Source organism: Pseudomonas sp. FG36 (genome assembly GCF_057809275.1).
This window is the reverse complement of sequence record NZ_JBMDJQ010000002.1, coordinates 116762-141380: the sequence shown is the minus strand read 5'-3', so window position 1 is coordinate 141380 and position 24619 is coordinate 116762. Positions and strand designations below refer to the sequence as shown.

Here is a 24619-nt window from a genome sequence, read left to right as displayed (position 1 = left end):
CGCTGAACGCCCCATCCTGGGGCGCAGCGCTTGACGGGCATCCATGCCCGTCACCTCCCTCCGCAAGACCTACGTTCGGCCTCCTGAAGTCGCATTTTGCGTTGCCTGAACTACCGCGCGCTTAGAAGCAAAGCAAAAACAACGGCAACGGCAACGGCAACGGCAACGGCAACGGCAAGATGCCGCAAGGCCGTTTGCGAACCACCACCGCCATGTATTGTCCCTATACTCCGAAGCGCCGCTTCACACCACGACCTTCGCAGGTGGGTTTGCCATCGCGCTTGTGTCATCATGCTCCGACCGCCGGTTTAGCCTCTTTATAAGCCCCTATGAACAAATCCTACGCATTGCTGCTTGCCCTCGCCCTGCTTCAAGGCTGCCAGAGCCTGGCCCCGAAGACGGACGTTCAGACGCCCGCCGCCGACGCCGGCAAGAGCGCGGAAAAGCCCGTGGTGTACGGATCGTTCAAGCAGGACACCCTGTACAGCCTGCTGGTGGCGGAACTGGCCGGCCAGCGCAACCGCTTCGACATCGCCCTGGCCAACTACGTCGATCAGGCCGAGAAGACCCAGGACCCGGCTGTCTCCGAACGCGCCTATCGCATCGCCGAGTACCTGGGCGCCGACGAGCCGGCCCTGGACACCGCGCTGATCTGGGCCCGCAACGACCCGCAGAACCTCGACGCCCAGCGCGCCGCCGCCATCCAGTTGGCACGCGCCGGGCGTTACGACGACTCCATGACTTATATGGAGAAGGTGTTGCAAGGCCAGGGCGATACCCATTTCGACTTCCTCGCCCTGTCGGCCGCGGAGACCGACCAGCATACCCGCGACGGCTTGATGCAAAGCTTCGACCGCCTGCTGGTGAAGTACCCCGAGAACAGCCAGTTGGTGTTTGGCAAGGCCTTGCTGCTGAACCAGGATGACAAGCCGCAACAGGCACTCGACCTGCTCGAGGCCCACCCGCCACAGAACGGCGAGATCGCCCCGGTGCTGCTGCGCGCCCGCCTGCTGCAGGCCCTGGACCGCGGTCCGGAGGCCCTGCCGCTGCTGCGCGGCGCGATCCGCGACAACCCGGAAGACAAGCGCCTGCGCCTGACCTACGCGCGCACCCTGGTCGAGCAGGACCGCATCGACGACGCCAAGGCCGAGTTCGAGAGCCTGCTCCAGCAATACCCGGAAGACGACGAGATCCGCTACTCGCTGGCCCTGGTATGCCTGGAGACCAAGCACTGGGACGAGGCCGAAGGCTACCTGCAGGAACTGGTCGAGCGTGACGCCAATGTCGATGCCGCCCACCTCAACCTCGGCCGCATCCGCGAAGAACGCAGCCAGCCGGCCGCCGCCCTGCGCGAGTACGCCCTGGTCGGCCCCGGCCCGGACTACCTGCCGGCACAACTGCGCCAGGCCGATATCCTGATTGCCAACGGCCGCAGCGCCGAAGCCTCGAAACTGCTCGCCGAGGCTCGCGAGGCGCAGCCGGACTACGCCATCCAGTTGTACCTGATCGAGGCCGAAAGCCTGGGCAACAACGGCAAGGATGCCCAGGCTTCCCAAGTGTTGGAGCAGGCGATAAAACGCTACCCCGACGACCTCAACCTGCTCTACACCCGGGCCATGCTTGCCGAGAAGCGCAACGATCTGGCGCAGATGGAAAAAGACCTGCGCGCCATCATCGCCCGCGAGCCGGAAAACGCCATGGCCCTCAACGCTCTGGGCTACACCCTGGCCGACCGCACCACCCGCTACGGCGAAGCCAAGGCGCTGATCGAAAAAGCCCACCAGCTCACCCCGGACGACCCGGCCGTGCTCGACAGCCTGGGCTGGATCGCCTATCGCACGGGCAACCTCGAGGAAGCCGAGCGCCAGCTGCGCCTGGCCTTCGAACGCTTCCCCGATCATGAAGTCGCCGCCCACCTGGGCGAAGTCCTCTGGGCCAACGGCAAACGCCGCGAAGCCCGCCAAGTCTGGGCCAAGGGCTTTGAAGCCCAGGCCGACAGCCCCATCCTGCGCAAGACCCTACTGCGCCTGACCGGATCCGAGAGCCTGTAAACCATGTTTCTGCGTCATTGCATCACCTTCACCCTCATCGCCCTGCTCGCCGGCTGCGCCGGTTTCGGCAGCAAGGAAGCCGTGCAGGGCCAGGGCAACCCGCAGCTGTGGCGCGAGCACAAACAGCAGCTGGGCAGCCTCGACGGCTGGCAGATCAACGGCAAGGTCGGCATCCGCGCCCCGCGTGACTCGGGCAGCGGCACGCTGTTCTGGCTGCAACGTCAGGACTACTACGACATCCGCCTGGCGGGCCCCCTGGGCCGCGGCGCGGCACGCCTGACCGGGCGCCCCGGCGGCGTGGTGCTGGAAGTCGCCAACCAGGGCCGCTACGAGGCGGCCAACCCCGAGGCCCTGCTGGAAGAACAACTGGGCTGGCGCCTGCCGGTGTCGCACCTGGTCTGGTGGGTGCGCGGCCTGCCCGCCCCGGACAGCAAGAGCCAACTGACCCTCGACGGCGACAGCCGCCTGGCCAGCCTCGCCCAGGACGGCTGGAAGGTCGAATACCTGAGCTATGTGGAGCAGAACGGCTACTGGCTGCCCGAGCGCCTGAAGCTGCACGGCGAGAACATCGACGTGACCCTGGTGGTCAAGGACTGGCAGCCACGCCAGCTGGGGCACTGATTCGATGCAAAAGCTGACACTGCCTGCGCCGGCCAAGCTCAACCTGTGGCTGCACATCACCGGGCGCCGCGCCGATGGTTATCACGAGCTGGAAACCGTGTTCCAGTTTCTCGAGCATGGCGACGAACTGAGCTTCGCCGTGCGCGACGATGGCCAGATCTGCCTGCGCACGGAAATTGACGGCGTGCCCCACGACAGCAACCTGATCGTTCGCGCGGCGCGCATGCTGCAGACCCAGTCCGGCACCCAGCTCGGTGCCGACATCTGGCTAAACAAGGTACTGCCCATGGGCGGCGGCATCGGTGGCGGCAGCTCTGACGCGGCGACCACCCTGCTGGCACTTGCGCACTTGTGGCAGTTGGACTGGGACGAAGACCGCCTGGCGACCCTGGGCCTTTCGCTTGGCGCCGATGTGCCGGTGTTCGTCCGTGGCCATGCTGCCTTTGCCCAGGGTGTCGGCGAGCAACTGACCCCGGTCGACCCCGCCGAACCCTGGTATGTCGTGCTGGTGCCGCAAGTGTCTGTCAGTACAGCGGAAATTTTTTCGCATCCAGAGTTGACACGTGATTCCCTCCCCCTTAAGATGCGCCCCGTTCCCGAGGGAAACAGTCGAAATGACTGCCAACCGGTAGTAGAGCAACGTTATCCTGAAGTTCGCAATGCGCTGATTTCATTGGGTAAATTTACCGAAGCTCGAATGACCGGCACTGGAAGTTGTGTGTTTGGGGCCTTCCCAAGCAAAGCCGAAGCTGATAAAGTTCTGGCCCTTCTTTCAGAGACCCAAACAGGGTTTGTGGCGAAAGGAAGCAATGTTTCGATGTTGCATCGCAAGCTGCAAAGTCTGATCAAGAAGTCGAGTTCATAAGAATTCGCAGCAACAGATACAGGGGCGTCGCCAAGCGGTAAGGCAGCAGGTTTTGATCCTGCCATGCGTTGGTTCGAATCCAGCCGCCCCTGCCATTTCTTATACTCATCCAGGTTACCCTCAGCCTTCAGGTACTGCGCGTGTCCAAGATGATGGTCTTCACGGGGAATGCAAACCCCGATCTGGCTCGGCGTGTCGTACGTCAGCTGCATATTCCACTGGGTGATGTTTCTGTCGGTAAGTTCTCCGACGGCGAAATCAGTGCTGAAATCAACGAAAATGTCCGCGGTAAAGACGTCTTCATCATTCAGCCCACCTGTGCCCCAACCAACGACAATCTGATGGAACTGGTAGTGATGGCCGACGCCTTCCGCCGCTCCTCAGCGTCGCGAATCACCGCCGTGATTCCTTACTTCGGATACGCCCGCCAGGACCGCCGTCCGCGTTCGGCACGTGTAGCCATCAGCGCCAAAGTCGTCGCTGACATGCTCACTGTCGTAGGTATCGACCGTGTACTCACCGTCGACCTGCACGCTGACCAGATCCAGGGTTTCTTCGATATCCCCGTCGACAACATCTACGGCTCGCCCGTACTGGTCGACGACATCGAAGACCAGCGTTTCGAGAACCTGATGATCGTTTCCCCGGACATCGGTGGTGTGGTGCGTGCTCGCGCCGTCGCCAAGTCCCTGGGCGTCGATCTCGGGATCATCGACAAGCGCCGCGAAAAGGCTAACCACTCCGAGGTTATGCACATCATCGGCGACGTCGAAGGACGCACCTGCATCCTGGTAGACGACATGGTCGACACCGCCGGCACCCTGTGCCACGCGGCCAAGGCCCTGAAAGAACACGGCGCTGCCAAGGTTTACGCCTACTGCACGCACCCTGTCCTGTCGGGCCGCGCGATCGAGAACATCGAGAAGTCGGTACTGGACGAGTTGGTGGTAACCAACACCGTTCCGCTGTCCGCCGCTGCTCAAGCCTGTGACCGTATCCGCCAGCTGGATATCGCACCGGTTGTCGCTGAAGCGGTACGCCGCATCAGCAACGAAGAATCGATCAGCGCGATGTTCCGCTAAGCGGAACACGTGTTGATATGAAGCGCCCCGCCCCAGCATTCGTTGGGGCGGGGCTTTTTTGCCATCCCCGTTGGCGCTGGTCGCAAACGCCCTCGGGGGGCTATTTTGGAGAAGCAAAATGACTGATTTCATCCTGAACGCCCAAGCGCGTACTGACCTGGGGAAAGGTGCGAGCCGCCGCCTGCGTCACTCCGCCAACATCCCTGCCGTTGTCTACGGTGGCGATAAAGAAGCCCAGTCCCTGACCATCGTGGCCAAGGAAATCGCCAAGCTGTTCGAAAACGAAGCTGCCTTCAGCCACGTTATCGAACTGAATGTCGATGGCGCCAAGCAGAACGTCGTGGTCAAGGCCATGCAGCGTCACCCGGCCAAAGGCTTCATCATGCACGCCGACTTCGTTCGCGTCGTTGCTGGCCAGAAGCTGACCGCCAAGGTCCCGGTTCACTTCGTCGGCGAAGAAGCCCCGATCAAGAAAGGCGGCGAAATCTCGCACGTCGTTTCCGAGATCGAAGTTTCCTGCGAAGCCAAAGACCTGCCTGAGTTCATCGAAGTCGACCTGGCCAACGCCGAAGTCGGCACCATCATCCACCTGTCGGACCTGAAAGCTCCGAAAGGCGTAGAGTTCGTCGCTCTGGCCCACGGTGATGACAAAGCTGTTGCCAACGTCCACGCCCCGCGCGTTGCCGCTGAAGCTGCTGAAGGCGCTGCCGAGTAATCCACTCGCACGCCGGCGTTGATCGGGTTACAGTGCCGCGCGCACCGTAACCCACCAACTCCAAGGAAGAGCCCCTGACGTGACCGCCATCCAGTTGATCGTCGGCCTGGGTAACCCCGGCCCCGAATACGAACAGACCCGGCATAACGCAGGGGCTCTTTTCGTTGAACGCCTCGCCAGCGCCCAGCGCGTCTCGCTGTCCGCTGACAAAAAGTATTTCGGCCTGACGGCTAAGTTCAGCCATCAAGGCAACGATGTTCGTTTGCTGATCCCCACCACCTACATGAACCGTAGCGGCCAGTCCGTGGCGGCTCTGGCGAATTTCTTCCGCATCAAGCCGGAAGCGATCCTGGTGGCGCACGACGAACTCGACCTGCCCCCCGGCGTCGCCAAGCTCAAGAGAGGCGGCGGCCATGGTGGGCACAACGGTCTGCGCGACATCATCGCGCAGCTCGGCAACCAGAACGACTTCCACCGCCTGCGGCTTGGCATCGGCCACCCGGGTGACGCCAAACTGGTCTCCAACTTCGTCCTGGGCCGCGCGCCGCGCGCCGAGCAGGAGAAGCTCGACGCCAGCATCGATTTTGCCCTCGGCGTGATGCCCGACGTGCTTGCCGGCGACTTCGCCAAGGCGATGCGCGAACTGCACAGCCAGAAGGCCTGACACTTTTAGATAGGGGAATACCCATGGGTTTCAATTGCGGCATCGTCGGCCTGCCCAACGTCGGCAAGTCCACCCTGTTCAACGCCCTGACCAAGTCCGGCATCGCGGCGGAGAACTTCCCCTTCTGCACCATCGAGCCGAACAGCGGCATCGTGCCGATGCCCGACGCACGCCTGGCCGCGCTGGCTGAGATCGTCAAGCCGAACCGCATCCTGCCGACCACCATGGAGTTCGTCGATATCGCCGGCCTGGTCGCTGGCGCCTCGAAAGGTGAAGGCCTGGGCAACAAGTTCCTCGCCAACATCCGCGAGACCGACGCCATCGCCCACGTGGTGCGCTGCTTCGAAGACGAGAACGTGATCCACGTTTCCAACAGCGTCGACCCCAAGCGCGACATCGAGATCATCGACCTCGAACTGATCTTCGCCGACCTCGACAGCTGCGAGAAGCAACTGCAGAAGGTCGCCCGCAACGCCAAGGGCGGCGACAAGGATGCCCTGGCGCAAAAGGCCATCCTGGAAAAATTGATCCCGCACTTCACCGAAGGCAAGCCGGCACGCAGCCTGATGAAGAACATGGCTGACGACGAAAAAGCCGTCATCCGCGGTTTCCACCTGCTGACCAGCAAGCCGGTGATGTACATCGCCAACGTTGCCGAAGATGGCTTCGACAACAACCCGCACCTGGACGTGGTCAAGGCCATCGCCGAGGAAGAAGGCGCGGTCGTGGTACCGGTGTGCAACAAGATCGAAGCCGAGATCGCCGAGCTCGACGACGGTGAGGAGAAGGACATGTTCCTCGAGGCCCTGGGCCTGGAAGAGCCTGGCCTGAACCGCGTGATTCGCGCCGGCTACGAGCTGCTCAACCTGCAGACCTACTTCACTGCCGGCGTGCAGGAAGTGCGTGCCTGGACCGTGCGCGTGGGCGCCACCGCGCCGCAGGCGGCCGGGGTTATCCACACCGACTTCGAGAAAGGCTTCATCCGCGCCGAAGTGGTGGCCTATGACGACTTCATCCAGTTCAAGGGTGAGAGCGGTGCCAAGGAAGCCGGTAAATGGCGCCTTGAAGGCAAGGACTACATCGTCAAGGACGGTGACGTGATGCACTTCCGCTTCAACGTCTGATGCAGCGCCCCTGAAAAAACCCGCTTCGGCGGGTTTTTTTTCGCCCACAGAAAAGCCCTACAACCCCCGCCCGCAAAGACCGACATGCATATCGGCAATTATTTATGCATAAATATTTCCACTTTCGCATTGACTGCATATGCATTGCTGCATAACCTGTATCTCGAACCGGACAGCAACCGGTTGTTACACAGGCAGCGATGAACAGGCCTCGACTGTTCAGAGGGTTGGCAACTGGCCCGGGTGTGCAGCGTAAAGCACCACGATCAGTTATCCGGCGGGCACACGGCCGCGGTCGGAGTCACCAATTCGAAGCGCAACCGCATGGCGTCACCAGTCGTGGCCAGCGGTGACGACGCGCATTACTGAAAAGCCTGCACGGCGGGCTTTTTGGAATGCCGCTCCCCAGGGCGAGCCTCTCTCACACGAGCACTCAACGATGATTTATTCAGGCAACCCCACCCCAAGGTCAGCCCCATGAACCAGTTGAAAGCACTGACCACCTACCTGCTCGAACGCAAGCTGGTGCCCGCTGAGCAACTGCATGCCCGGGCGCAGCAACTCGACCTGCAACTGGCCTGGACACAGACCGAGCTGGGTCTGCACATGGGCAACCTGCGCTACCGCGCCCTGTTCGATCTCGACGACTTCAGCGGCCATCCCGGGCGTCTGATGGCCCTCGCCGGGAGTTGGCTGGAAGCCAAAGACCCCGGGCGCCATCTGTTCGCCCTTCCGGCACCGACGCTCACCGTCAAGCAGAAGGTCCCAGGCAGCGACTTGCTGGATGTGTCGCTGGCTCTGGAGTTCGTCGAGCCCCTTTACCTGACCGAGGACGCAGCCGGAGAAATCGAGGTCTTCGGCAAGACCTGGTCATTCCAGCCCCACGACCTATGGGTCGCCGAACAAGGCGATGTGGTCGTGCAGGGCAGTCCCCTCCCCTGACCTGTTACCCGGGCCCAGCGCCCACCCCGCCGGCAACCTGATTGGCAGGCTCCGGCACAACCCTTCAATCACCCCGCTAACGAGGCAACCTATGGCACTCGGTAAAATCAGCGTGAACAATCTCAACCTCGGCCAGGGTGCCGTGACCGAGATCGAGCGCTACTTCCTTTTCATCGGCCCCGCCGCCAAGAACGTCGGCAAGCTGCTGGCCCTGAACACTGACAGCGACCTGGACAACGAACTGGGCGTGGCCGCCAGCGACCTGAAGACCCAACTGATCGCCGCCCGCGCCAACGGCGGCAGCCGCTGGGCCTGCCTGGCCGCGCCGATCGGCGCCGAAGGCGACTGGGCCAGCGCCCTGGAGTACGCCCAGCAACACGGCTACTCGGTCGAAGGCATCGTCGTCACCAAGCCGGTGACCGCCGGCGCGGAACTGCTGGCCTTGCACACCGCCGCCGAACAGCTGAACGCTCGCCATGGCCGGCGTTCGTTCGTCCTGGCCGCGTCCGCCGGCATCCTGCCGACCGTAACCTGGTCGGACTACCTGCTCGAGCAGAAGGCGCTCACCGACGGTATCGCCGCGCCCCGTGTCGTGGTGGTGCCGCAGCTGCACGGCAACGACCTGGGCGTGCTCGCCGGTCGCCTGGCCAATGCCGCCTGGAGCATCGCCGATACCCCGATGCGCGTCGCCAGTGGCCCTGTCCTGGGCCTGGGCAGCGTGCCGGCGGACAAGGACGGCGTGCCGCTGCCCTCGGCAGTACGCAGCGAGCTGGACAAGGCACGCTTCTCCGTATCCCAGACCTACCCGGACTACGAGGGTGTGTACTGGGGCGACGCCAACATGCTCGACACTGCCGCCAGCGACTTCCAGGTCCTGGAATACCTGCGCCTGGCCGACAAGGCCGCCCGCCAGGTCCGTCCGCTGCTGATCCGCCGTATCGGTGACCGCCGCCTGAACAACAGCCCCGCCAGCATGGCCGCCAACACCAGCGCATTGATGGCGCCGCTGCGCCGCATGGCCAAGGCGGTGAAATTCGCCGGCGAGGTGTTCCCGGGCGAAATCCAGCCGCCGCGCGACGGCGACCTGGTCATCGTCTGGAAGAGCCACACCCAGGTGGAAGTGTTCATCCGCATCCGCCCGCACAACTGCCCCAAGGACATCACCGCGAACATCGCGCTGGACCTTTCCCAGGACAACCAGGAGTAACCCATGGCCAAGATCAGCGGCTTGAACTTCGACATCAACGTGGGCGACCTGAAGATCCACGTTGAAAGCGCAACCCTCGACATCACCGACAACAGTGCCGTGGCCCACACCAAGGGCGTGCCGGACGGCTGGGTCGCCGGCGACGTGGCCGCCAGCGGCGAGCTGGAAGTGGACACCAGCAACTTCAACCTGATCATCGAAGCCGCCGCCAAGGCCGGCAGCTTCCGCCAGCTGGGCACCTTCGACCAGCTGTTCTACGCCAAGACCCCAACCGACGAGATCCGCGTCGAGGCCTTCGGCTGCCGCTTCAAGATCTCCAGCCTGCTCAACATCGACGCCAAGGGCGGTGAGAAGACCAAGCACAAGCTGCCGTTCGACGTCACCAGCCCCGACTTCATCCATGTCAACGGCGTGCCGTACCTGTCCTTCGCCGAGGTCGAGGGCCTGAGCTGATGGTGTGCCCATTCGACCGCGCCCAGGCCCTGGAACAGCTCAGGCGTGATCTGGCGATCGCCGCTGTGCGTGACCGACGGGCGGCGACTGGGCCGAGCCTCACCGATTGCGCGGACTGCGGCGACGAGATCCCCGAGGCGCGCCGCGCCTTGGGTGGCATGCGCCGCTGCGTTCCCTGCCAGCACCGCCACGAGCGCAGCACAGCGCTCAACCCTTCGTTTTGATTCCCGTATTTCTTGGAGTAGTACCCCATGACCCAACGCACCGAAATCACCCTGGAAGTCGGCGACCTGTCCCTGGACTTCGCCGTCGATCCAGCCCTGATGACCAAGTACATCAACGCCCTGACCCCGTCCAACAAGGTCGCACCGGCCAACAACCTGCTGGTCACCGCCGTGAAGCCCGAGCACAAGGACCAGCTCAAACCGCTGCTGGCCAACCCGATGACCGTCATCCAGCTGGCGGGTGCCCTGGTCGAGGAATACGCGCCGACCGTCGAGGTCACCGTAAAAAAGCGCTCGGCCACGCAGAGCGACTGACCGAGGACGGCCTGGGCCAGTTGCTGGCCCTGACCGAACGCTGGCTGCCCGGTGCATCCGCCACGCCCGAGAACCTGGGCACAGCCAAGTGGCTGGAGGACGAGCACTGGCGGCGAATGGAAATCGCCATTGCCAACGGCATCGCACGTGCATTCAACGGAAGCTGACATCCCATGAGCGCGAACACCGCAATCAGCCGGCTGGATTTCATCCTGTCGCTGACCGACAAAGTCACCGCGCCGCTGGCGAGGATGACCCAAGGTTTCAACAAGCTGACCGAGAAAAGTCAGACCGCCATCAAGCAGATCAGCGATGGCACGCAGAAGCTGCAAAACTCCGCCAGCGGCTTTGGCACCTTCCTTGAGCCCGCCCTGGAAATGAACCGTGCCCTTGGGGATGTGCGCTCGCTTGGCGTGGCCGAGGACGCCCTGGAGGCCTTGAACAGGAAAGCCCTGGCGTTCTCCATCGCCTATGGCGAGAACGCCCGGGACTTCGTCGCCTCGGCGTACAAGATCGAAGGCGCGATCAAGGGCCTTTCCGGCTCCCAGCTGGCCACGTTCACCTACGCCAGCAGCGTGCTGGCCAAGGCCACCAAGTCCGACCAAGGCGTGATGGCCGAGTACGTCGGCACGATGTACAACCTGCAGAAGCAGCAGGCCGACGCCATGGGCAAGGGCCAATGGGTCAAGATCCTGGGTGGGCAGACCGCCCTGGCGGTCCAGCTTTTCCGCACCAGCGGCGAACAGATGAAGGATGGTTTCAAGGAGGCCGGCGCCCAGGCTTCCACCGCCGGCATCGGCCTGGCCGAGCAGATGGCCGTGATCGGCAGCCTGTCCGGCAGCATGGACGGCAGCGCGGCCGGTGGGCTTTACAAGGCCTTCTTCGAGAACATCGAGGACGCCTCGGACAAGCTCGGCATCAAGTTCACCGACACCAATGGCAAGGTCCTGCCGATGCTGGACATCCTGGCCAAGCTGCAGGGTAGGTTCGGCGACCTGCGCGGAGCTGCGGCCAACGCCAAGATCACCGAGGCCTTCGGCGGTGAGGCGGCCCAGCTCATCGGCGCCCTGGCCCAGGACACCGACCGTCTCAAGAACGGCATCGACAAGCTGGGCCAGGTGCGTGGCCTGGAACAGGCCGAACAGATGGCCAAGGCCATGGTCGACCCCTGGCAGCAGTTCGGGGCTGCGGTAAAAGGGTTACGCATCGCCTTCGGCCAGGCGCTGATTCCCATTTTGCAACCGCTGATGGCACGCCTGGTCGAGATCGCCCAGACCCTGGTCCGCTGGATCAAGCTGTTCCCCAATATCACCCGGGTCGTCGGCATTGCCACACTGATCATCGCCGGCATGGGCGCCGCCCTGAGCGCGCTGGCAGTCGCCGTCGGTATCGCCCGGGTCGCCATGCTGGGGCTGCAGACCGTCTGGGCGCTGCTCAACCTGACCGGTTTGCGAAGCCTGGCCGTGTTCATCCTGCACTCCATTCAATGCGTGCTCCTGGTCGGCAGGGTACTGCTCATGATCGCGGTGCTCGGCACCCTGCGCCTGGCGATGCTCGCCTGGCAAACCGTGACCTGGCTGGTCAACGCGGCCATGTACGCCAACCCGATTGGCCTCGTTGTCGCCGGCATCGCCGTATTGATCACGATCGTCGCCCTGGTCGTCAGGTACTGGGACGACTTCAAGGCGGCCCTGCTCGAGAACACAGCGTTCCAGTGGGTCAGCGCGCAATTCACCGCGCTGGGCGCATTGTTCGGCTCGATGAGTGGCTGGGCGGACTTCGCAAAAAGCGCCTGGGACGGCATCAGCAGGATATTCCGCAGCGCGGTGGACGGCCTGATCGAGATGTTGAACAAGATCCCGGGCGTGAACATCGAGACACGTTTCAGCGATCTGCCAAAGGCACCCGAAGTGCCTCAGTTGCCTGGCCAGGTCGCGCCGATCGGCATCCTGCCCATCACCAGCCAGCCACCGTCCATCAAGCACCTGATGCAGGTGCCTGCACCCACCCCGCTGATGACGCCGATCGAGCAGCTCGACCAACAGCGCCAGCGCATGACCCAGACCGCACTCAACCTCTCGCCGGCCAGCCCGACGAGCGTTCCCCAAGGGGGGCTGATGACCCAGATCCAGAGCAGCACCCAGACCCAGGATCGGCGCATGCACGTCGAGAAGATCGAGATCAACACCAGCAAGGCCATGAACCCGCTGGAGCTCGAACAGATGATGGAAATGGCGGTGGGCTGATGAGCGACTACATCGATCTGCTGATCCACGACAACGACCTGGTCCTGGACCCTTCCCATCAACCGCTGCTGATCGAGGACCGCGCCAGCATCGCCCAGGACATCGCCCACATGATCCGCGACAGCGGCCTGCTGGTGACTCTGGTGGCCGAGCGCAGCCGCCAGCGCCAGGCCGACTGCATCCTGCAGCTGGAACTGCTGGTAGAGGACGACGAGCGCCTGCTGCCCGGTACCGCCCGCATCCTGCAAGAGCGGCCGGGCGTGTACCGGGTCACGGCTAAAACCCTGAAATTCGGTGACATCGAGGTATACCTGTGAGCGACTTGGACTTTCGCAAGGTGCTGGCCGACGCCGGCATTCCCACCACCGAGGCAGCCCTGCACAAGGCCTGGGAGGCCGAAGTGGCCGCCCAGGGCAGCAAGCTCAGCAACACCAGCGCCTACTCGCCGTTCTGGCGGGTGGTGACAGCGCTGGTGACCCAGCCGGTGCTCTGGCTGGTCGGTTTCATCAGCGACACCGTGCTGCCCAACTTCTTCGTCAAGACCGCCAGCGGCGCCTGGCTGGACAGCCTGGCCTGGGCAGTGAACATCGAGCGCAAGGGCGCGACCAAGGCCCAGGGCCAGCTGTTGTTCACCCGTGAAAACAGCGCCGGCGAGCTGCTGATGCGCGCCGGCGTCGTGGTGCAATCTGCCGCGATCAACGGACACGTCTACCAACTGGTGACCATCGAGGACGCGGTGTTCCCCGACGGTCGCCTGCAACAGGCGGTCAAGGTCCAGGCACAGCAGGTCGGCAGCGGCTACAACCTGGCGCCCGGCTACTACGCCATCCTGCCCGAGCCGGTGACGGGGATCGTCCAGGTGGTCAACGACGACGGCTGGATGACCTCGCCCGGGGCCGACCCCGAGCCCGACGAGCAGTTGCGCCTGCGCACCCGCAACCAGTTCAGCGCGGTCAACCAATGGCACACCGACGCGGTCTATCGCGCCATGATCGCCGCCTTCCCGGGCGTGCGCCCCGACGGCGTGTACTTCCTCCACGACGCGCCGCGCGGTCCGGGCAGCGCCAACGCCTACGTGCTGTTCGACGCCGACGTGCCAGCGGAATCGTACCTGGCGCAGATCAACGCCCACGTGCGCGACGAGGGCAACCACGGCCACGGCGACGACCTGCTGGTGATGGTCATGCCCGAGACGCGGCACGACATCGCGCTGACGGTCTGGCCGCAGGCGAACCTGACGACGAAGCGCCGCGAGGCATTGCAGCAAGGCATTGTCCAGTTCATCCGCGCGGCGTTCCGTGAAAGCACGGCCAGCGACTACCGCCCGACGCTGACCTACCCACAATCGCGATTCTCCTTCAGCCGCCTGGCCGAAGAACTGCACCAGGCCTTCGACGACATCGAATCGCTGCACTTCGCCAACGAAGACATCGTCTCGCCGCTGAGCATCGCGCGTATCGCCAACCTGCGGGTGGACCTGGTATGAGCCCGCTGAAACTGCCGTTCTGGCTCGCCGGCAGCGAACTGACCAAGCTCAAGGACGCCGCCCAGGCCTGGTGGGCCAGGGTGACCGAGTGGCTGCGCTGGCCGCTGCTGCAGATGGATGCCGAGACCTGCCACCTCACCGTGCTGGACCTGCTCGCCTGGCAACGCGATATCACCCGCTTCAAGGACGAGCCGGAAAGCCTGTACCGGCTGCGGGTGAAGTTCGCCTTCATCAACGCGGTCGATGCCGGCAGCACTGCGGGGCTCAAACGCATCCTGCGTCGGCTGGGCGTCGGCTATGTCGAGATCGACGAGCGTATGCCGGACCGCGACTGGGATGTGGTCCTGCTGCGCCTTTCCGACTCGCAGCTGTCGGAGAGCCCCGAACTGCTGCGGGTGCTGATCCAGCAGTACGGCCGGACCTGCCGCCGCTACGACTTCGTCAGCATCACCCCCGTGACCCTGCGCATTGCCGCAGTCCAATTCAACGACGACCAGCAGACGTTGGTCGCCACGCTCTAGGAGCCCGCCGTGGCCAGAATCACTTTCGCCGGCGAAAGCCTGATCGCCCAGAAGCAGGGGGCCAAGGAAGTCCTGCAGATCACCCGTTTCATCTACGCCAATGTGCCCGGGCTCGATCCGAACACGCCGGTCGACCGCGCCGCGACCAAGCCGCCGGCCAGCCAGATCGTGCACAGCTACGACATCCCGGCGGGCAACAGCGGCTACGTGAACCCCAACCAGGTCGTCTACAGCTCGATGCTGGGCAGCGACATCGGCGACTTCGACTGGAACTGGATGGGCCTGGAAAGCGCCGAGGGCGTGCTGTTCGCCGTGGCCTACCTGCCGCTGCAGCAGAAACGGCGCAACATCCCACCGCTGCAGATCGGCAACAACGTCACCCGCAATATCCTGGTGGAATACAGCGGCGCCCAGGAACTGACCGGCATCACCATCGATGCCAGCACCTGGCAGCACGATTTCACCGTGCGCCTGAAAGGCATCGACGAGCGCGAGCGCCTGAGCAACCGCGACGTGTATGGGCGAGCGTGCTTCTTCGGTGACGGCCTGCAGTTCCAGAAGATGGGCGACAACTACCAGCTGGCCGCCGGCATCGCCTACCTGGAAGGCATGCGCCTGGAGCTGCCCAAGGCCGTGCCGCTGAGCTCGCCGCAAGACGCGCCCCAGGTGTGGATTCACATCACCTGGCAGCGCAAGCAGAATGATGTGATACCCAGCTGGAAAGTCGTGTACCTGCCCGACCAGCAGGATTCCGTCACTCCTGACGGCTGGGTTTACTGCATCCAACTGGCGGACATCGCCAGCTCCGGGGTCATCGCGGACAAGCGCAAGTCCGTGCCCATCGCCGGCCCGCTGGTGGACCACTTCGCCAGCCGCAGGTCAGTTACGGACCTCGAGGAGGGAGTGACCTCCGCCGGCAAGTCGCGCCAGCTGGCCGAAGCGCGTCAGATCGAGTTACAGGGCGATGTCATCGGGCGCGTGGACTTCGACGGCTCCAGGAACGTGGCGATCCAGGCCAGGCTTGCGGACATGGGCGTGGTGCCCGGGACTTACTCCAAAGTCACGATCAACGGCAAAGGCCAGGTCATCGGTAGCGAGGCACTGCTGCAGATCGATATCCCCAACCTGGACTGGAGCAAGATCACCAGCGGCAAGCCAACCACGCTCCAGGGGTATGGGATTACCGATGCGCTGCACACCGGATACAGCAACCAGCTCCCCCGGTTCTACTCAGATACACCAAGTACCAACTACATACATCCTGCCCTCGAAATCCGCGAGGTGGGGCTCGTTCACAATACCAATCTGAACTGGGAGTACGCTCCCCGTCTTGGCTTCCACTGGGGAGGTCAGGTAGCGGGCGATCTGGCGATGAACGCCCAAGGCGTGATCGCCTGGAACGGCTCTGCGCTCTATCACACCGGCAACCTCAAGCCCCAGGACATCGTACCCGCCGGCACGTTGATCCAGTCGTTCAGCAGCATCGCGCCTCCCAATTGCCTCCGCTGTAACGGTGCTGCTGTCAGTCGTACGGTCTATGCAGCGCTCTTTGCAGCGATCGGTGATTACTACGGGGCAGCCGACGGATCCACGACCTTCACCCTGCCCGATACTCGTGGCCTGTTCATTCGAGATGTCGACAATGGACGAGACCTTGATGCAGGCCGAGTTTTGGGAACGTTCCAAAGCAGTCAGAACCAGTACCACGCCCACTCCGCGTCTACCGGCAGTGCCGGCTGGCACGCCCACGGCGGGAGCACCTCATCGGTCGCGGGTAGCCATATCCACGCCTTCAACTACGTGAATACACCGACCACCCAGGATATCCCTGGAATCGGCGCAGCCATGCATTACGCCGGCGTTAACTCGGCCGCCACCAACCGTATCCAACCCGCCGGCGACCACAGCCATACCCTGAACATCGTCGGCGACGGCGCTCACACTCACCCGGTAACGGTAAACCCCTCCGGCGGGGCCGAGGCGCGCCCTGTGAACATGGCCCTGTACTACTACATCAAATACTGAGGTGCCCGATGGCAAAGACAAAAACGGTCTACCAGACATCCCCATTGGGCTTGTTCACTGGTACCGCCGAAGCGGACGAGTCGCCGCTGGAGCCCGGCGTGTTCCTGATCCCCGGCGGCTGCGTGGAGACGGCGCCGCCGTCGATCCCCGAGCACAAGGCCGCCCACTGGAACGGCCAGGCCTGGTCCCTGGTGGACTACTACGACGGTCTGGTGGTCTACAGCATCACCACCGCCGAGGCCCTGACCATCACCGGCATGGGGCCGGTCCCCTCGGGTTACACGGTGAAAAAGCCTGGCCCGGACCAGGTATGGAAGAACGGCGAGTGGGTGGACGACACTACCGCCGTGCTGGCCAAGCTCCACCAGCAGAAGCTGGATGAGATCAACACCGGCTGCGCGAAGTACATCGAGGCCGGCTTCGATTCGACGGCCCTGGGCAAGGTGCATCGCTACAGCAGCTCTCTGGAAGACCAGGTCAACCTGACCGGCCTGGTGTTCAGCGGCCTGGACAGCGCCTACCCCTGCACCGGCAGCGATGGCGTGCGCCTGTTCCTGGCGCACACCCGCGACCAGTTGCTGCAGGTGAACAAGGACCTGGTCCTGTTCAAGCAGGCCGCGCTGCAACATGCCGACCAACTCAAGCGTGACGCGGCCAAGGCGCTGCAGGACAAGAAGCTCAATGCCCTGCGCGCCATCCAGTGGACGGTGCCGGCATGAGCTGGTCGCCTGTCGCCATGCGCTGGCCGAGCGAAGCGACACGCTGGATGGACCAGTTGCAAGCGGCCAAGACCCTGGCCGGCAACGAATTGGCCAGCACCGGCCAGCGGCTGGCCGGCCTGCAAGGGCTGGCGACCACCAACCCCGGACCGGTCGGCGAGGCGGCCCAGGGTGCGATCGCAGCCGGGCGCCAGGCCCTGGCCGAACAACTGGGCGAAGTACCAGCGTGCCTGGTAGTCACTCCCTTCCAGAGCGGTATCGGCCAGGGGCGCGGCTACCAGCGTTTCCTGTCGGCGCCCAACCTGTTGCTGCAACTCGCCGACAAGCTGACCGATGGCACCGACGCGGGCCGCCCCCAGGGCGACTTGCACGCGCTGTGCCTGCTGTTTCTAAGTACCCGCTACGAACAGCTGGCCGCCGGGCTGGCGCGCTTCAACGCATTGATGCCCATACCCGAGCTGGTCCGCGCACAGCGCCGCGCCGAGCACCTGGTCAAGCTCGAAACCGAAAAATGGCAAATTCCCCAGTCCGCTCCCATGCCCCGCTGGGCGTCGCTGCCCCTGGAGCGTTGCACGGTGCTCAAGGCCGCGCAGCAATCGATCGCCGGGCAGATCGCGGTGCTGGAAAGCTACGCCGCCGACAGCTCACCCATGAGCGACCTCGCCGGGCTGGCGGCACTCAAGGCCAACCAGCAGCAGGTCCGTGACCAGCGCCTGGCCGACCTGCGCCAACTGCTGGAGGGCAGCCAGGCTGACAGCTTGGTACGCGCCCGCCTGCTCGGCCCGGGCAACAACACACAACTGCGGCGCATGCTGCTCGAAGGCGATGCCCCGGGGCATGAGTGGGTGATAGGCGCGGGCGTGATCCTGGTCGGCTCGGCAAAAGGCCTGAGCTTCGTTCGTGAAATGGTGGGTTTATGACACTGCTACTGTTGGACGGCCAGCCCGTCGAAGGCAAGACCCTGAAAGTCACCGGCAACCTGCGCATCGAAGCCGAGGACCTGTCCGGCCAGACCAGCAACACCGACACCGCGCACAAAGGCTTCAAACCCAAGACCCTCACCGTCACCCTGACCATCCCCTACGTCAACAGCGTCTGGCTGCGCAACCTGATGCGCCTGGCCGAAGCCACCCAGAGTGGCGGCCAGCTCAAGACCTACCGCATCGTCAACGACACGGCCGAGGCCTTCGGCATCCGCCAGGTGTGCTTCGCCGACAACGTCAACGTCCGGGAGGACGATGCGCTGGCCTGCTGGCGGGTGCAGTTCGGCCTGGCCGAGAAGACCTCCAACCCGGAAAAGGTCGAGAAGCGCCGCGCCAAAAAGCGCGTCAAGGCACAGGCCGCACCCGGCGCCGCGGCAGGGGCGGAAGATGACGAGGATGACAAGGATGACAAGGATCCGGAGCTGACCAGTTTTGAAAAACTGTTGAAGAAAGTGGACGACTGGCTGGGGGAGAAACCATGAAACTGCATCAGGTCCTCAGCGTGGCAGGCGAACGCCACGACCTGGTCAGGGCGGATGTGCGTCTGGAGCTGCGCAACCCGGGGCGGGCGACCTTCATCGTCCAGGCCGAGGCACCGCTCAAGGGCTTGGTCACCCTCGACATCGGCTACAACGACAGCACGCTGCAGCGGCATTTCATCGGCTACGTCGAGCGCTGCACCACAGCCAACGCCAGGCAGCAGGTACTGTTCTGCCGCGAGCTGGCGGCGATCCTGGCCAGGCCGCTGCCGATGAACCTGCGCCATGTCGACCTGCACGGCGTGCTCGACCAGGTCGGCCAGCAGACCGGCCTGCGCTTTCGCGTGCCCGAGCGGCCCTACGCATCGGTGCGCGCACCGTTCTTCTACAGCCTGGCCGCCGGCTTCCAGGCCATGGAGAGCCTGGCCCAGGTGTTCGACATCCCCGACTTCATCTGGCAGCAGCAGGGCAATGGCGAGGTGTACGTGGGCAGCTGGGCCGACAGCTACTTCGGCGCCCGCCCCGCGCTGCAACTGCCCACGGAGCTGTTCGACAACTACCAGGGCAACCAGAGCGCCACGATTGCCGCCCTGCCAGGGCTGCGTCCAGGCGCACCGATCAACCACGGCGAGCGCGTGACCCATGTCGCGCTCGCCGGCAACCAGATGGCCATCCGATGGAAGACGCAATCCGCCGCGCCGTAGCGCGCCAGTTCCCCGAGATCACCGGCGGCTACCACCTGCCGCGCTTCGGCCGGGTGGTCGCGGTCCCCGATGCGCCGACGACCCCCGGGCTGTGCGACGACTTCCGCCCGCGCTTCGGTGTCGATGTCCAGGTGCTGCTACCAGATGGCGAACCCGACCCGGCGCTGCCGGTGTTCACCAGCCTGCCGCTGCCGGCGCCCATGGGCGGCCAGGAGCGCGGCATGTTCGGTTTCCCCGAAGAAGGCACCACCGTGGTGGTGTCGTTTGCCTACGGCCTGCCCCACAAACCGTTCATCCAGCAGATCCTGCCCCATGGGCTCAGCCTGCCCAAGGTGCCAAAGGGTGATCTGGTATGGCAACACAGCGAGGCCTGCCAGCAGCGCGCTGACGCCGATGGCAACTGGCTGCGCCAGACCGATGGCCGGATCCGCGACAAGGCGATCGAACGCGAGGTCGAGGCGCTGGCCAATACCGAGCAATTCCAAAGCCATGCCCGGACGGTGGATGACCACTCGACCGAGACCGTGGGCGGGGTGAAGAAGATCGAGGCCCTCGGCGCGCTCAAGCTGCTGTCCGGCGGCTCCGCCAGCCTGGCCGCCCTCGACGACCTGCACCAGGCCACCGGGCGCGACCTGAACCTGGCGGTTGGGCAAAAGCTCAACGCGGCAATCGGCGGCGACGTCCAGGAGCGGATCGAGGGCCTGCGCGACAGCGTGGTGAAGATCAGCCAGCGCCTGCAGGCGCCGAAGACCTGGCTGGGCTCCGAGGCGGTGAACGTGCTGCAGGTGCTCTGCGACCTGCTCGAGCTGGTCCAGGCGATGAACACCGAACTGGCCCCGCGTTCGTTTGCGCCGGAAAAAGTTGAGCGTTCACACGACTGACTGCCAGCAGACTTGGATTTAAACCACCGAGCAAGCGGTCCAGGCTGGACGCTTTTCCGTGAGCAGGCCTACCCCATGACACAGCAGCCCCAACGCCCCAAAGCCGTACCCACCGTTCAGGTGAACACCGAAGAAGTGATCATCACCGAATGGCGCTTCGCCCCAGGTGCCGAGACCGGCCGGCACCTGCACGGCCACGACTACGTGGTGGTGCCGATGACCGATGGCACGTTGTTGCTGGAGACCCCGGAGGGCGACAAACATGCGCCTCTGGTCGCAGGCCAGAGCTACTTTCACAAGGCCGGTGTGGAGCACAACGTGGTCAATGCCAGTGACCACGAAGTGGTGTTCATCGAAACCGAGCTGAAGTGATGAACAAGCGCGCGCCTGCCCAGGTTGCGCGTGTACCCCAGCGGCCCTACACTCCCCCTGCTTGAACCGGGATAACCGAAGCACTGCCTCGAAACCCGATGGACCTGACCCTTGCCGGTCAACCGTCGGGACAAATGGGTCCGGACCTTGGCCGGCCTGTTTATCGGAGGCAACATAATGAGCCCGCGTATCTGGCTGCTGGCCCTGGCGACGTTCGTCACGGGCATGGCAGAAAACATCACGGTCGGCATCCTGCCGGCCCTGGCCGATGGCCTGCAAGTCCCGCTCGGTATCGCCGGGCAGCTGACCACGGTGTTCTCCCTGAGCTTCGCCCTCGCCGCGCCCTTCTCTCCCCTGCTGACCACACGCCTGCCATTGCGCCGCCTGCTGTGCGCCACCCTGGCGATCTTTGCCCTGTGCAACCTGGCAGCAGCCCTGGCGCCTGGCTATACCGCGTTGCTGGTGGCGCGCATAGGCATGGCCGCGACCAGCGCCCTGACCTGCCTGACCTGCACACTTATGGCCACGCGCATGGTGCCCGAGGCCCTGCGTGGCCGCGCCATCGGGGTGATCTTCATGGGCATCTGCAGCTCACTGGTGCTGGGGGTGCCGGCCGGGATGCTGCTGTGCGACGTGCTGGGCTGGCGTGGCGTATTCACCGGGCTGAGCGTGCTGGCGATGGCGGTGCTGCTGATGGCCTGGCAAGGATTGCCGCAGCTGCAGAGCAGCGAACGCATCGCCCTGCGCAGCTATGTCCGCCATCTGCGCGACAGCCGCCTGATGGCAGCCCAGGGCGTGTCGTTGCTGATGATCGCCGGGCACTTCACGGTCTTCGCCTACCTGGCCCCCTATGCCCACCAGGTCGCCGACATTCCGCTGCAATGGCTGGCGGCTGTGTTCGCCGCTTTCGGCATCGCCGGTGTTTCGGGCGGCTATGTCGGCGGCTGGATGGCGGACCGGCTCGGCGCAGGCCGCTCCATCGCGCTGGCGCCGCTGCTCTATCTCGCCAGCTTGCTGGTACTGCCGTTGAGCGTGGGCACGCCATGGTTGTTCCTGGCGACCATGATGCTCTGGGGCGGGCTGAGCTGGACCACCTCACCGGTGGTGCAGAGCTACCTGGCGACCCGTGGCCCGGACACCTTCCCAGCCGGCATGAGCCTGAACATGTCGGCCATGCACCTGGGCGTCGGGCTGGGTTCGGCCATCGGCGGGGTGGTGATCACCGGGGCGACGCTGGCGGCCACCCCCTGGGCCGGCGGCGCGCTGACCGCCTTGGCGGCGGGCCTGGCGTTCTGGTCGGCCCGCTCTCCTGCCGAGCCAGGCTTCAGCGAGCGCGAACCGGCGTAGCGGCCTGCTGCTCCTGCTCGAAAGCGTCGGCCAGGTAGTCGATCAGCTTGCGCACCGCGGGCATCAACCCGCGCCGGGAAGGGAACAGCGCCACCACCTCCCCTTCCCGTGGCGCCCAGTCGTCGAGGACCTGGACCAGGCGACCGGCAGCCAGGTCGGCGCGCACAGTCTCCTCGGGCAGCAGCACCGCGCCCACACCGGCCAGGGCGGCCTCGCGCAGTACCGCGAGGTCGTCCGACACCACACGGGGGCGATGGCGCACGGCAACCTCGGCGCCCGCAGGCCCGACCAGCATCCAGGTGGCGTCCTGCACATTGGCGCCCCAGTTCAGGCTCGGCAGAAGCTGGAGCCCTTCCGGCGACACGGGCCGCCCGTGTTCGGCCAGCAGGCCCGGCGCAGCCACCAGGCACTGACGGCTCGGGGCCAGGCGACGCATCACCAGCTCGCTGCTCTCCAGTGGCTGGTGCTGCACGCTCAGCACCAGGTCAAAGCCCTCGCCGATCACATCCACCCGGCGGTTGTAGCTCTTGACCAACAACTCGACCACCGGGCATTGCGCCATGAAGCGTGCCAGCATCGGCGCCAGGCGCGAATCGAGCAGCGCGGTGCTGCTGGCCAGGCGCACGATGCCACGGGGCTCGGCGCGGTTGCGCTCGACGGCATCCTCGGCGGCGACGGCCTGCTCGAGCATGCCCAGGCAATGGCGGTAATACTCCAGGCCCACCTCGGTTACCTGGAACTGCCGCGTGGAGCGCTGGATCAGGCGCACGCCCAGGCGCTCCTCGAGCTTGGCGACACGCCGGCTGAGGCGTGACTTGGGCAGGCCAAGGATGCGCCCGGCGGGCGCGAAGCCGCCGTGCTCCACCACCTTGGCATAGAGATAAAGGTCGTTCAGGTCGAACATCGGCAACACCCGTCCACGGCTCACCGCTGCATCATCCGCCATTCTCCAGGAATCGTCACAGGGGCCGTGGGCGTCACCAGGCCCGGACCCCGGCAACGGGGCCCGGGCTAGCGGTCACTTGGCCAGCTTGCTGTAGCTGGTCATCAGGTTGCGGTAGTCGGGGATGTGGTTGGAGAACAGCGTGCCCAACCCTTCGATGTCGTTGCGCCAGTCACGGTGCAACTCACAGGCCACGCCGAACCAGGTCATCAGCTGGGCGCCGGCGGCTTCCATGCGGCGCCAGGCCGAGTCGCGGGTCAATTCATTGAAGGTGCCGGAAGCGTCGGTGACCACGAACACCTCGAAGCCCTCCTCCAGCGCCGACAGCGCCGGGAAGGCCACGCACACCTCGGTGACCACGCCGGCGATGATCAGCTGCTTCTTGCCGGTAGCCTTCACCGCCTTGACGAAGTCCTCGTTGTCCCAGGCGTTGATGTTGCCGGGGCGGGCGACGTAGGGCGCCTCGGGGAACTGCTCCTTGAGCTCGGGCACCAGCGGGCCGTTGGGACCGGTCTCGAAGCTGGTGGTGAGGATGGTCGGAAGCTTGAAATATTTGGCCAGGTCGGCCAGCGCCAGCACGTTGTTCTTGAACCGGTCCGGGTCGATGTCGCGCACCAGCGACAGCAGCCCGGTCTGGTGATCGACCAGCAGTACCGCGGCGTTGTTCTTGTCCAGACGCTTGTATTGGAATGCCATGGTGGATCTCCTTGCTTGGATGGGAAAAGCCAGGTTCAGTTGCGTTGCGAGTCCAGTTGCTCATGGCCGGTGACGACGGCCTGGGCCTTGGCGTAGCTCTCGATCAGCAGTTGATAGTGCGGGAACACCGCGCTGTAGGCCTCGGCCCACTGGGCGGCATCCGGACGGTTCCAGGTGCGCTGCACCTCGGAGCAGACGGCGGCGGTGTCCATTGGCACCACGCCAGCCTGGACCACCCGCGCCAAGGTCACTTCCTGGGCCATCTTGGAGTAGGTGCCTGACGCATCGATGACAGCGAACACCTGGTAGCCGGCGGCCACCGCGCTGATGCTGGGGAAAGCCATGCAGACGCTGGTGATGGTGCCAGCGATGATCAGTTGCTTGCGCCCGGTGGCCTTCACCGCAGCAACAAACTCGGGGTTGTCCCAGGCGTTGATCTCACCTTTGCGGGCCACGTATTGCGCATGCGGCGCAGCCTCGTGGATTTCCGGGATCAACGGACCGTTGGGGCCCTGGGGTACCGAGGCGGTGGTGATGACCGGGATCTTCGCCAGGCTGGCGACCTTGGCCAGGGTGATGGCATTGGCCCGCAGCTCGGTCATGGGCATGTCCTTGACCGTCTGGAACAGGCCACTCTGGTGGTCGATCAGCAGCATCGCGACGTTGTCGGGGTCGATGCGTGGGACCTGGCCTTCGAAGTTGGCGGTTTGCGAGAAATTGCTCATCGTTCTCTCCTCTTGGTGTGAGAACTGGCCATCCTGGCCGCTGCGGTCGGGCCGCGCCCCACACATCCACAGTGGGGACTATGAGAGTAGGCAACGCAGGCTGAACGAAGCGACCGTCAGTCGGCGGGCCGTGGCAAATGCCCGTGCGGCCTGTGGCCAGGCGGGCGGCAGGGCTAACGGTAGAGAGGAGAGATGCGGGCCGGTAGGCCCATGGGTGAACCCTCAGAGT

General features: G+C 64.6%; 28 protein-coding genes and 1 tRNA gene. 26 read left to right on the top strand and 3 right to left on the bottom strand.

Going from position 1 to position 24619, the window contains the following annotated elements; genetic code table 11:
• The first annotated feature begins 329 nt into the window (after positions 1-329).
• The 26 genes from ACODS9_RS02725 (at position 330) to ACODS9_RS02600 (ending at position 22026) form a co-directional block, all read left to right on the top strand.
• Entirely contained in the window at positions 330-2051 is a 1722-nt protein-coding gene (locus ACODS9_RS02725; protein ID WP_401111724.1) for a tetratricopeptide repeat protein, read from the top strand.
• A gap of 3 nt (positions 2052-2054) precedes the next feature.
• A complete protein-coding gene (gene lolB / locus ACODS9_RS02720) occupies positions 2055-2672 on the top strand; it encodes a lipoprotein insertase outer membrane protein LolB (protein ID WP_046857139.1) in 618 nt (205 codons plus the stop codon).
• Positions 2673-2676: 4 nt separating this feature from the next.
• A complete protein-coding gene (ispE, locus tag ACODS9_RS02715) occupies positions 2677-3537 on the top strand; it encodes a 4-(cytidine 5'-diphospho)-2-C-methyl-D-erythritol kinase (protein ID WP_489093177.1) in 861 nt (286 codons plus the stop codon).
• 20 nt (positions 3538-3557) lie between these two features.
• Positions 3558-3632 (top strand) — tRNA-Gln (locus tag ACODS9_RS02710).
• A gap of 45 nt (positions 3633-3677) precedes the next feature.
• Entirely contained in the window at positions 3678-4619 is a 942-nt protein-coding gene (locus tag ACODS9_RS02705; RefSeq protein ID WP_016391678.1) for a ribose-phosphate pyrophosphokinase, read from the top strand.
• Between the two features lie 118 nt (positions 4620-4737).
• Positions 4738-5334 carry a 50S ribosomal protein L25/general stress protein Ctc gene (locus ACODS9_RS02700; protein WP_046857141.1) on the top strand — a complete coding sequence of 199 codons (597 nt, stop codon included), beginning with the start codon at positions 4738-4740 and terminating at the stop codon, positions 5332-5334.
• A gap of 79 nt (positions 5335-5413) precedes the next feature.
• The gene (gene pth / locus ACODS9_RS02695) at positions 5414-5998 is read left to right on the top strand and encodes an aminoacyl-tRNA hydrolase (RefSeq protein ID WP_023629555.1); all 585 of its coding nucleotides are present in this window, start codon (positions 5414-5416) and stop codon (positions 5996-5998) included.
• 23 nt (positions 5999-6021) lie between these two features.
• On the top strand, positions 6022-7122 hold the full coding sequence (gene ychF / locus ACODS9_RS02690) for a redox-regulated ATPase YchF (protein ID WP_023629554.1): 1101 nt from the start codon (positions 6022-6024) through the stop codon (positions 7120-7122).
• Positions 7123-7599: 477 nt separating this feature from the next.
• Entirely contained in the window at positions 7600-8064 is a 465-nt protein-coding gene (locus ACODS9_RS02685; RefSeq protein WP_489093176.1) for a phage tail protein, read from the top strand.
• A gap of 91 nt (positions 8065-8155) precedes the next feature.
• The gene (locus tag ACODS9_RS02680; RefSeq protein ID WP_111531666.1) at positions 8156-9271 is read left to right on the top strand and encodes a DUF2586 domain-containing protein; all 1116 of its coding nucleotides are present in this window, start codon (positions 8156-8158) and stop codon (positions 9269-9271) included.
• A gap of 3 nt (positions 9272-9274) precedes the next feature.
• The gene (locus ACODS9_RS02675) at positions 9275-9724 is read left to right on the top strand and encodes a phage protein (RefSeq protein WP_046857144.1); all 450 of its coding nucleotides are present in this window, start codon (positions 9275-9277) and stop codon (positions 9722-9724) included.
• Positions 9724-9948 (top strand): TraR/DksA family transcriptional regulator, encoded by a 225-nt coding sequence (locus ACODS9_RS02670; RefSeq protein ID WP_267301431.1) that lies wholly within the window; start codon positions 9724-9726, stop codon positions 9946-9948. Before ACODS9_RS02675 ends, ACODS9_RS02670 begins: the two co-directional genes overlap by 1 nt.
• Before the next feature lie 27 nt (positions 9949-9975).
• Positions 9976-10263 (top strand): putative phage tail assembly chaperone, encoded by a 288-nt coding sequence (locus ACODS9_RS02665; RefSeq protein WP_046857146.1) that lies wholly within the window; start codon positions 9976-9978, stop codon positions 10261-10263.
• A 20-nt stretch (positions 10264-10283) separates the two neighbouring features.
• Positions 10284-10430 (top strand): DUF6890 family protein, encoded by a 147-nt coding sequence (locus tag ACODS9_RS02660; protein ID WP_217868353.1) that lies wholly within the window; start codon positions 10284-10286, stop codon positions 10428-10430.
• A gap of 6 nt (positions 10431-10436) precedes the next feature.
• Positions 10437-12509, top strand: coding sequence for a phage tail tape measure protein (locus ACODS9_RS02655; RefSeq protein WP_489093175.1), 2073 nt, complete (start codon positions 10437-10439; stop codon positions 12507-12509).
• A complete protein-coding gene (locus ACODS9_RS02650; RefSeq protein WP_046857148.1) occupies positions 12509-12826 on the top strand; it encodes a DUF2590 family protein in 318 nt (105 codons plus the stop codon). Before ACODS9_RS02655 ends, ACODS9_RS02650 begins: the two co-directional genes overlap by 1 nt.
• Positions 12823-13995 carry a baseplate J/gp47 family protein gene (locus ACODS9_RS02645; RefSeq protein WP_489093174.1) on the top strand — a complete coding sequence of 391 codons (1173 nt, stop codon included), beginning with the start codon at positions 12823-12825 and terminating at the stop codon, positions 13993-13995. The genes ACODS9_RS02650 and ACODS9_RS02645 overlap by 4 nt, the downstream gene beginning before the upstream one ends.
• The gene (locus ACODS9_RS02640) at positions 13992-14516 is read left to right on the top strand and encodes a phage tail protein (protein ID WP_489093173.1); all 525 of its coding nucleotides are present in this window, start codon (positions 13992-13994) and stop codon (positions 14514-14516) included. Before ACODS9_RS02645 ends, ACODS9_RS02640 begins: the two co-directional genes overlap by 4 nt.
• A gap of 9 nt (positions 14517-14525) precedes the next feature.
• Positions 14526-16541 carry a phage tail-collar fiber domain-containing protein gene (locus tag ACODS9_RS02635; RefSeq protein ID WP_489093172.1) on the top strand — a complete coding sequence of 672 codons (2016 nt, stop codon included), beginning with the start codon at positions 14526-14528 and terminating at the stop codon, positions 16539-16541.
• Positions 16542-16549: 8 nt separating this feature from the next.
• Positions 16550-17260 (top strand): DUF4376 domain-containing protein, encoded by a 711-nt coding sequence (locus ACODS9_RS02630; RefSeq protein ID WP_214500992.1) that lies wholly within the window; start codon positions 16550-16552, stop codon positions 17258-17260.
• Positions 17257-18180 (top strand): hypothetical protein, encoded by a 924-nt coding sequence (locus ACODS9_RS02625; RefSeq protein ID WP_489093171.1) that lies wholly within the window; start codon positions 17257-17259, stop codon positions 18178-18180. The genes ACODS9_RS02630 and ACODS9_RS02625 overlap by 4 nt, the downstream gene beginning before the upstream one ends.
• Positions 18177-18725: a baseplate complex protein gene (locus ACODS9_RS02620; protein ID WP_489093170.1), complete on the top strand. Its 549-nt coding sequence runs from the start codon at positions 18177-18179 to the stop codon at positions 18723-18725. Before ACODS9_RS02625 ends, ACODS9_RS02620 begins: the two co-directional genes overlap by 4 nt.
• Complete coding sequence (locus tag ACODS9_RS02615; RefSeq protein ID WP_489093169.1) at positions 18722-19426, top strand: hypothetical protein; 705 nt, start codon at positions 18722-18724, stop codon at positions 19424-19426. Before ACODS9_RS02620 ends, ACODS9_RS02615 begins: the two co-directional genes overlap by 4 nt.
• A complete protein-coding gene (locus ACODS9_RS02610; protein WP_489093168.1) occupies positions 19399-20307 on the top strand; it encodes a hypothetical protein in 909 nt (302 codons plus the stop codon). Before ACODS9_RS02615 ends, ACODS9_RS02610 begins: the two co-directional genes overlap by 28 nt.
• Positions 20308-20382: 75 nt before the next feature.
• A complete protein-coding gene (locus tag ACODS9_RS02605) occupies positions 20383-20679 on the top strand; it encodes a cupin domain-containing protein (protein WP_489093167.1) in 297 nt (98 codons plus the stop codon).
• A 177-nt stretch (positions 20680-20856) separates the two neighbouring features.
• Positions 20857-22026 (top strand): MFS transporter, encoded by a 1170-nt coding sequence (locus tag ACODS9_RS02600; protein ID WP_489093166.1) that lies wholly within the window; start codon positions 20857-20859, stop codon positions 22024-22026.
• Here ACODS9_RS02600 and ACODS9_RS02595 read toward each other — a convergent pair.
• From ACODS9_RS02595 to ACODS9_RS02585, 3 genes are all read right to left on the bottom strand, one after another.
• Entirely contained in the window at positions 22004-22930 is a 927-nt protein-coding gene (locus ACODS9_RS02595; RefSeq protein ID WP_489093252.1) for a LysR substrate-binding domain-containing protein, read from the bottom strand. The two genes, ACODS9_RS02600 and ACODS9_RS02595, sit on opposite strands and share 23 nt — an antisense overlap.
• A 114-nt stretch (positions 22931-23044) precedes the next feature.
• Positions 23045-23665: an isochorismate family cysteine hydrolase YcaC gene (gene ycaC / locus ACODS9_RS02590; protein ID WP_023632674.1), complete on the bottom strand. Its 621-nt coding sequence runs from the start codon at positions 23663-23665 to the stop codon at positions 23045-23047.
• A 35-nt stretch (positions 23666-23700) separates the two neighbouring features.
• A complete protein-coding gene (locus tag ACODS9_RS02585; protein ID WP_401111681.1) occupies positions 23701-24390 on the bottom strand; it encodes a hydrolase in 690 nt (229 codons plus the stop codon).
• Positions 24391-24619 lie beyond the last annotated feature (229 nt).

Coding starts and splice junctions, on each gene's coding strand:
- ACODS9_RS02725 (WP_401111724.1), top strand. CDS start 330: ATGAACAAATCCTACGCATTGCTGCTTGCCCTCGCCCTGCTTCAAGGC.
- lolB (WP_046857139.1), top strand. CDS start 2,055: ATGTTTCTGCGTCATTGCATCACCTTCACCCTCATCGCCCTGCTCGCC.
- ispE (WP_489093177.1), top strand. CDS start 2,677: ATGCAAAAGCTGACACTGCCTGCGCCGGCCAAGCTCAACCTGTGGCTG.
- ACODS9_RS02700 (WP_046857141.1), top strand. CDS start 4,738: ATGACTGATTTCATCCTGAACGCCCAAGCGCGTACTGACCTGGGGAAA.
- ychF (WP_023629554.1), top strand. CDS start 6,022: ATGGGTTTCAATTGCGGCATCGTCGGCCTGCCCAACGTCGGCAAGTCC.
- ACODS9_RS02685 (WP_489093176.1), top strand. CDS start 7,600: ATGAACCAGTTGAAAGCACTGACCACCTACCTGCTCGAACGCAAGCTG.
- ACODS9_RS02680 (WP_111531666.1), top strand. CDS start 8,156: ATGGCACTCGGTAAAATCAGCGTGAACAATCTCAACCTCGGCCAGGGT.
- ACODS9_RS02675 (WP_046857144.1), top strand. CDS start 9,275: ATGGCCAAGATCAGCGGCTTGAACTTCGACATCAACGTGGGCGACCTG.
- ACODS9_RS02670 (WP_267301431.1), top strand. CDS start 9,724: ATGGTGTGCCCATTCGACCGCGCCCAGGCCCTGGAACAGCTCAGGCGT.
- ACODS9_RS02665 (WP_046857146.1), top strand. CDS start 9,976: ATGACCCAACGCACCGAAATCACCCTGGAAGTCGGCGACCTGTCCCTG.
- ACODS9_RS02655 (WP_489093175.1), top strand. CDS start 10,437: ATGAGCGCGAACACCGCAATCAGCCGGCTGGATTTCATCCTGTCGCTG.
- ACODS9_RS02650 (WP_046857148.1), top strand. CDS start 12,509: ATGAGCGACTACATCGATCTGCTGATCCACGACAACGACCTGGTCCTG.
- ACODS9_RS02640 (WP_489093173.1), top strand. CDS start 13,992: ATGAGCCCGCTGAAACTGCCGTTCTGGCTCGCCGGCAGCGAACTGACC.
- ACODS9_RS02630 (WP_214500992.1), top strand. CDS start 16,550: ATGGCAAAGACAAAAACGGTCTACCAGACATCCCCATTGGGCTTGTTC.
- ACODS9_RS02625 (WP_489093171.1), top strand. CDS start 17,257: ATGAGCTGGTCGCCTGTCGCCATGCGCTGGCCGAGCGAAGCGACACGC.
- ACODS9_RS02620 (WP_489093170.1), top strand. CDS start 18,177: ATGACACTGCTACTGTTGGACGGCCAGCCCGTCGAAGGCAAGACCCTG.
- ACODS9_RS02615 (WP_489093169.1), top strand. CDS start 18,722: ATGAAACTGCATCAGGTCCTCAGCGTGGCAGGCGAACGCCACGACCTG.
- ACODS9_RS02610 (WP_489093168.1), top strand. CDS start 19,399: ATGGAAGACGCAATCCGCCGCGCCGTAGCGCGCCAGTTCCCCGAGATC.
- ACODS9_RS02605 (WP_489093167.1), top strand. CDS start 20,383: ATGACACAGCAGCCCCAACGCCCCAAAGCCGTACCCACCGTTCAGGTG.
- ACODS9_RS02600 (WP_489093166.1), top strand. CDS start 20,857: ATGAGCCCGCGTATCTGGCTGCTGGCCCTGGCGACGTTCGTCACGGGC.
- ACODS9_RS02595 (WP_489093252.1), bottom strand. CDS start 22,930: ATGTTCGACCTGAACGACCTTTATCTCTATGCCAAGGTGGTGGAGCAC.
- ycaC (WP_023632674.1), bottom strand. CDS start 23,665: ATGGCATTCCAATACAAGCGTCTGGACAAGAACAACGCCGCGGTACTG.
- ACODS9_RS02585 (WP_401111681.1), bottom strand. CDS start 24,390: ATGAGCAATTTCTCGCAAACCGCCAACTTCGAAGGCCAGGTCCCACGC.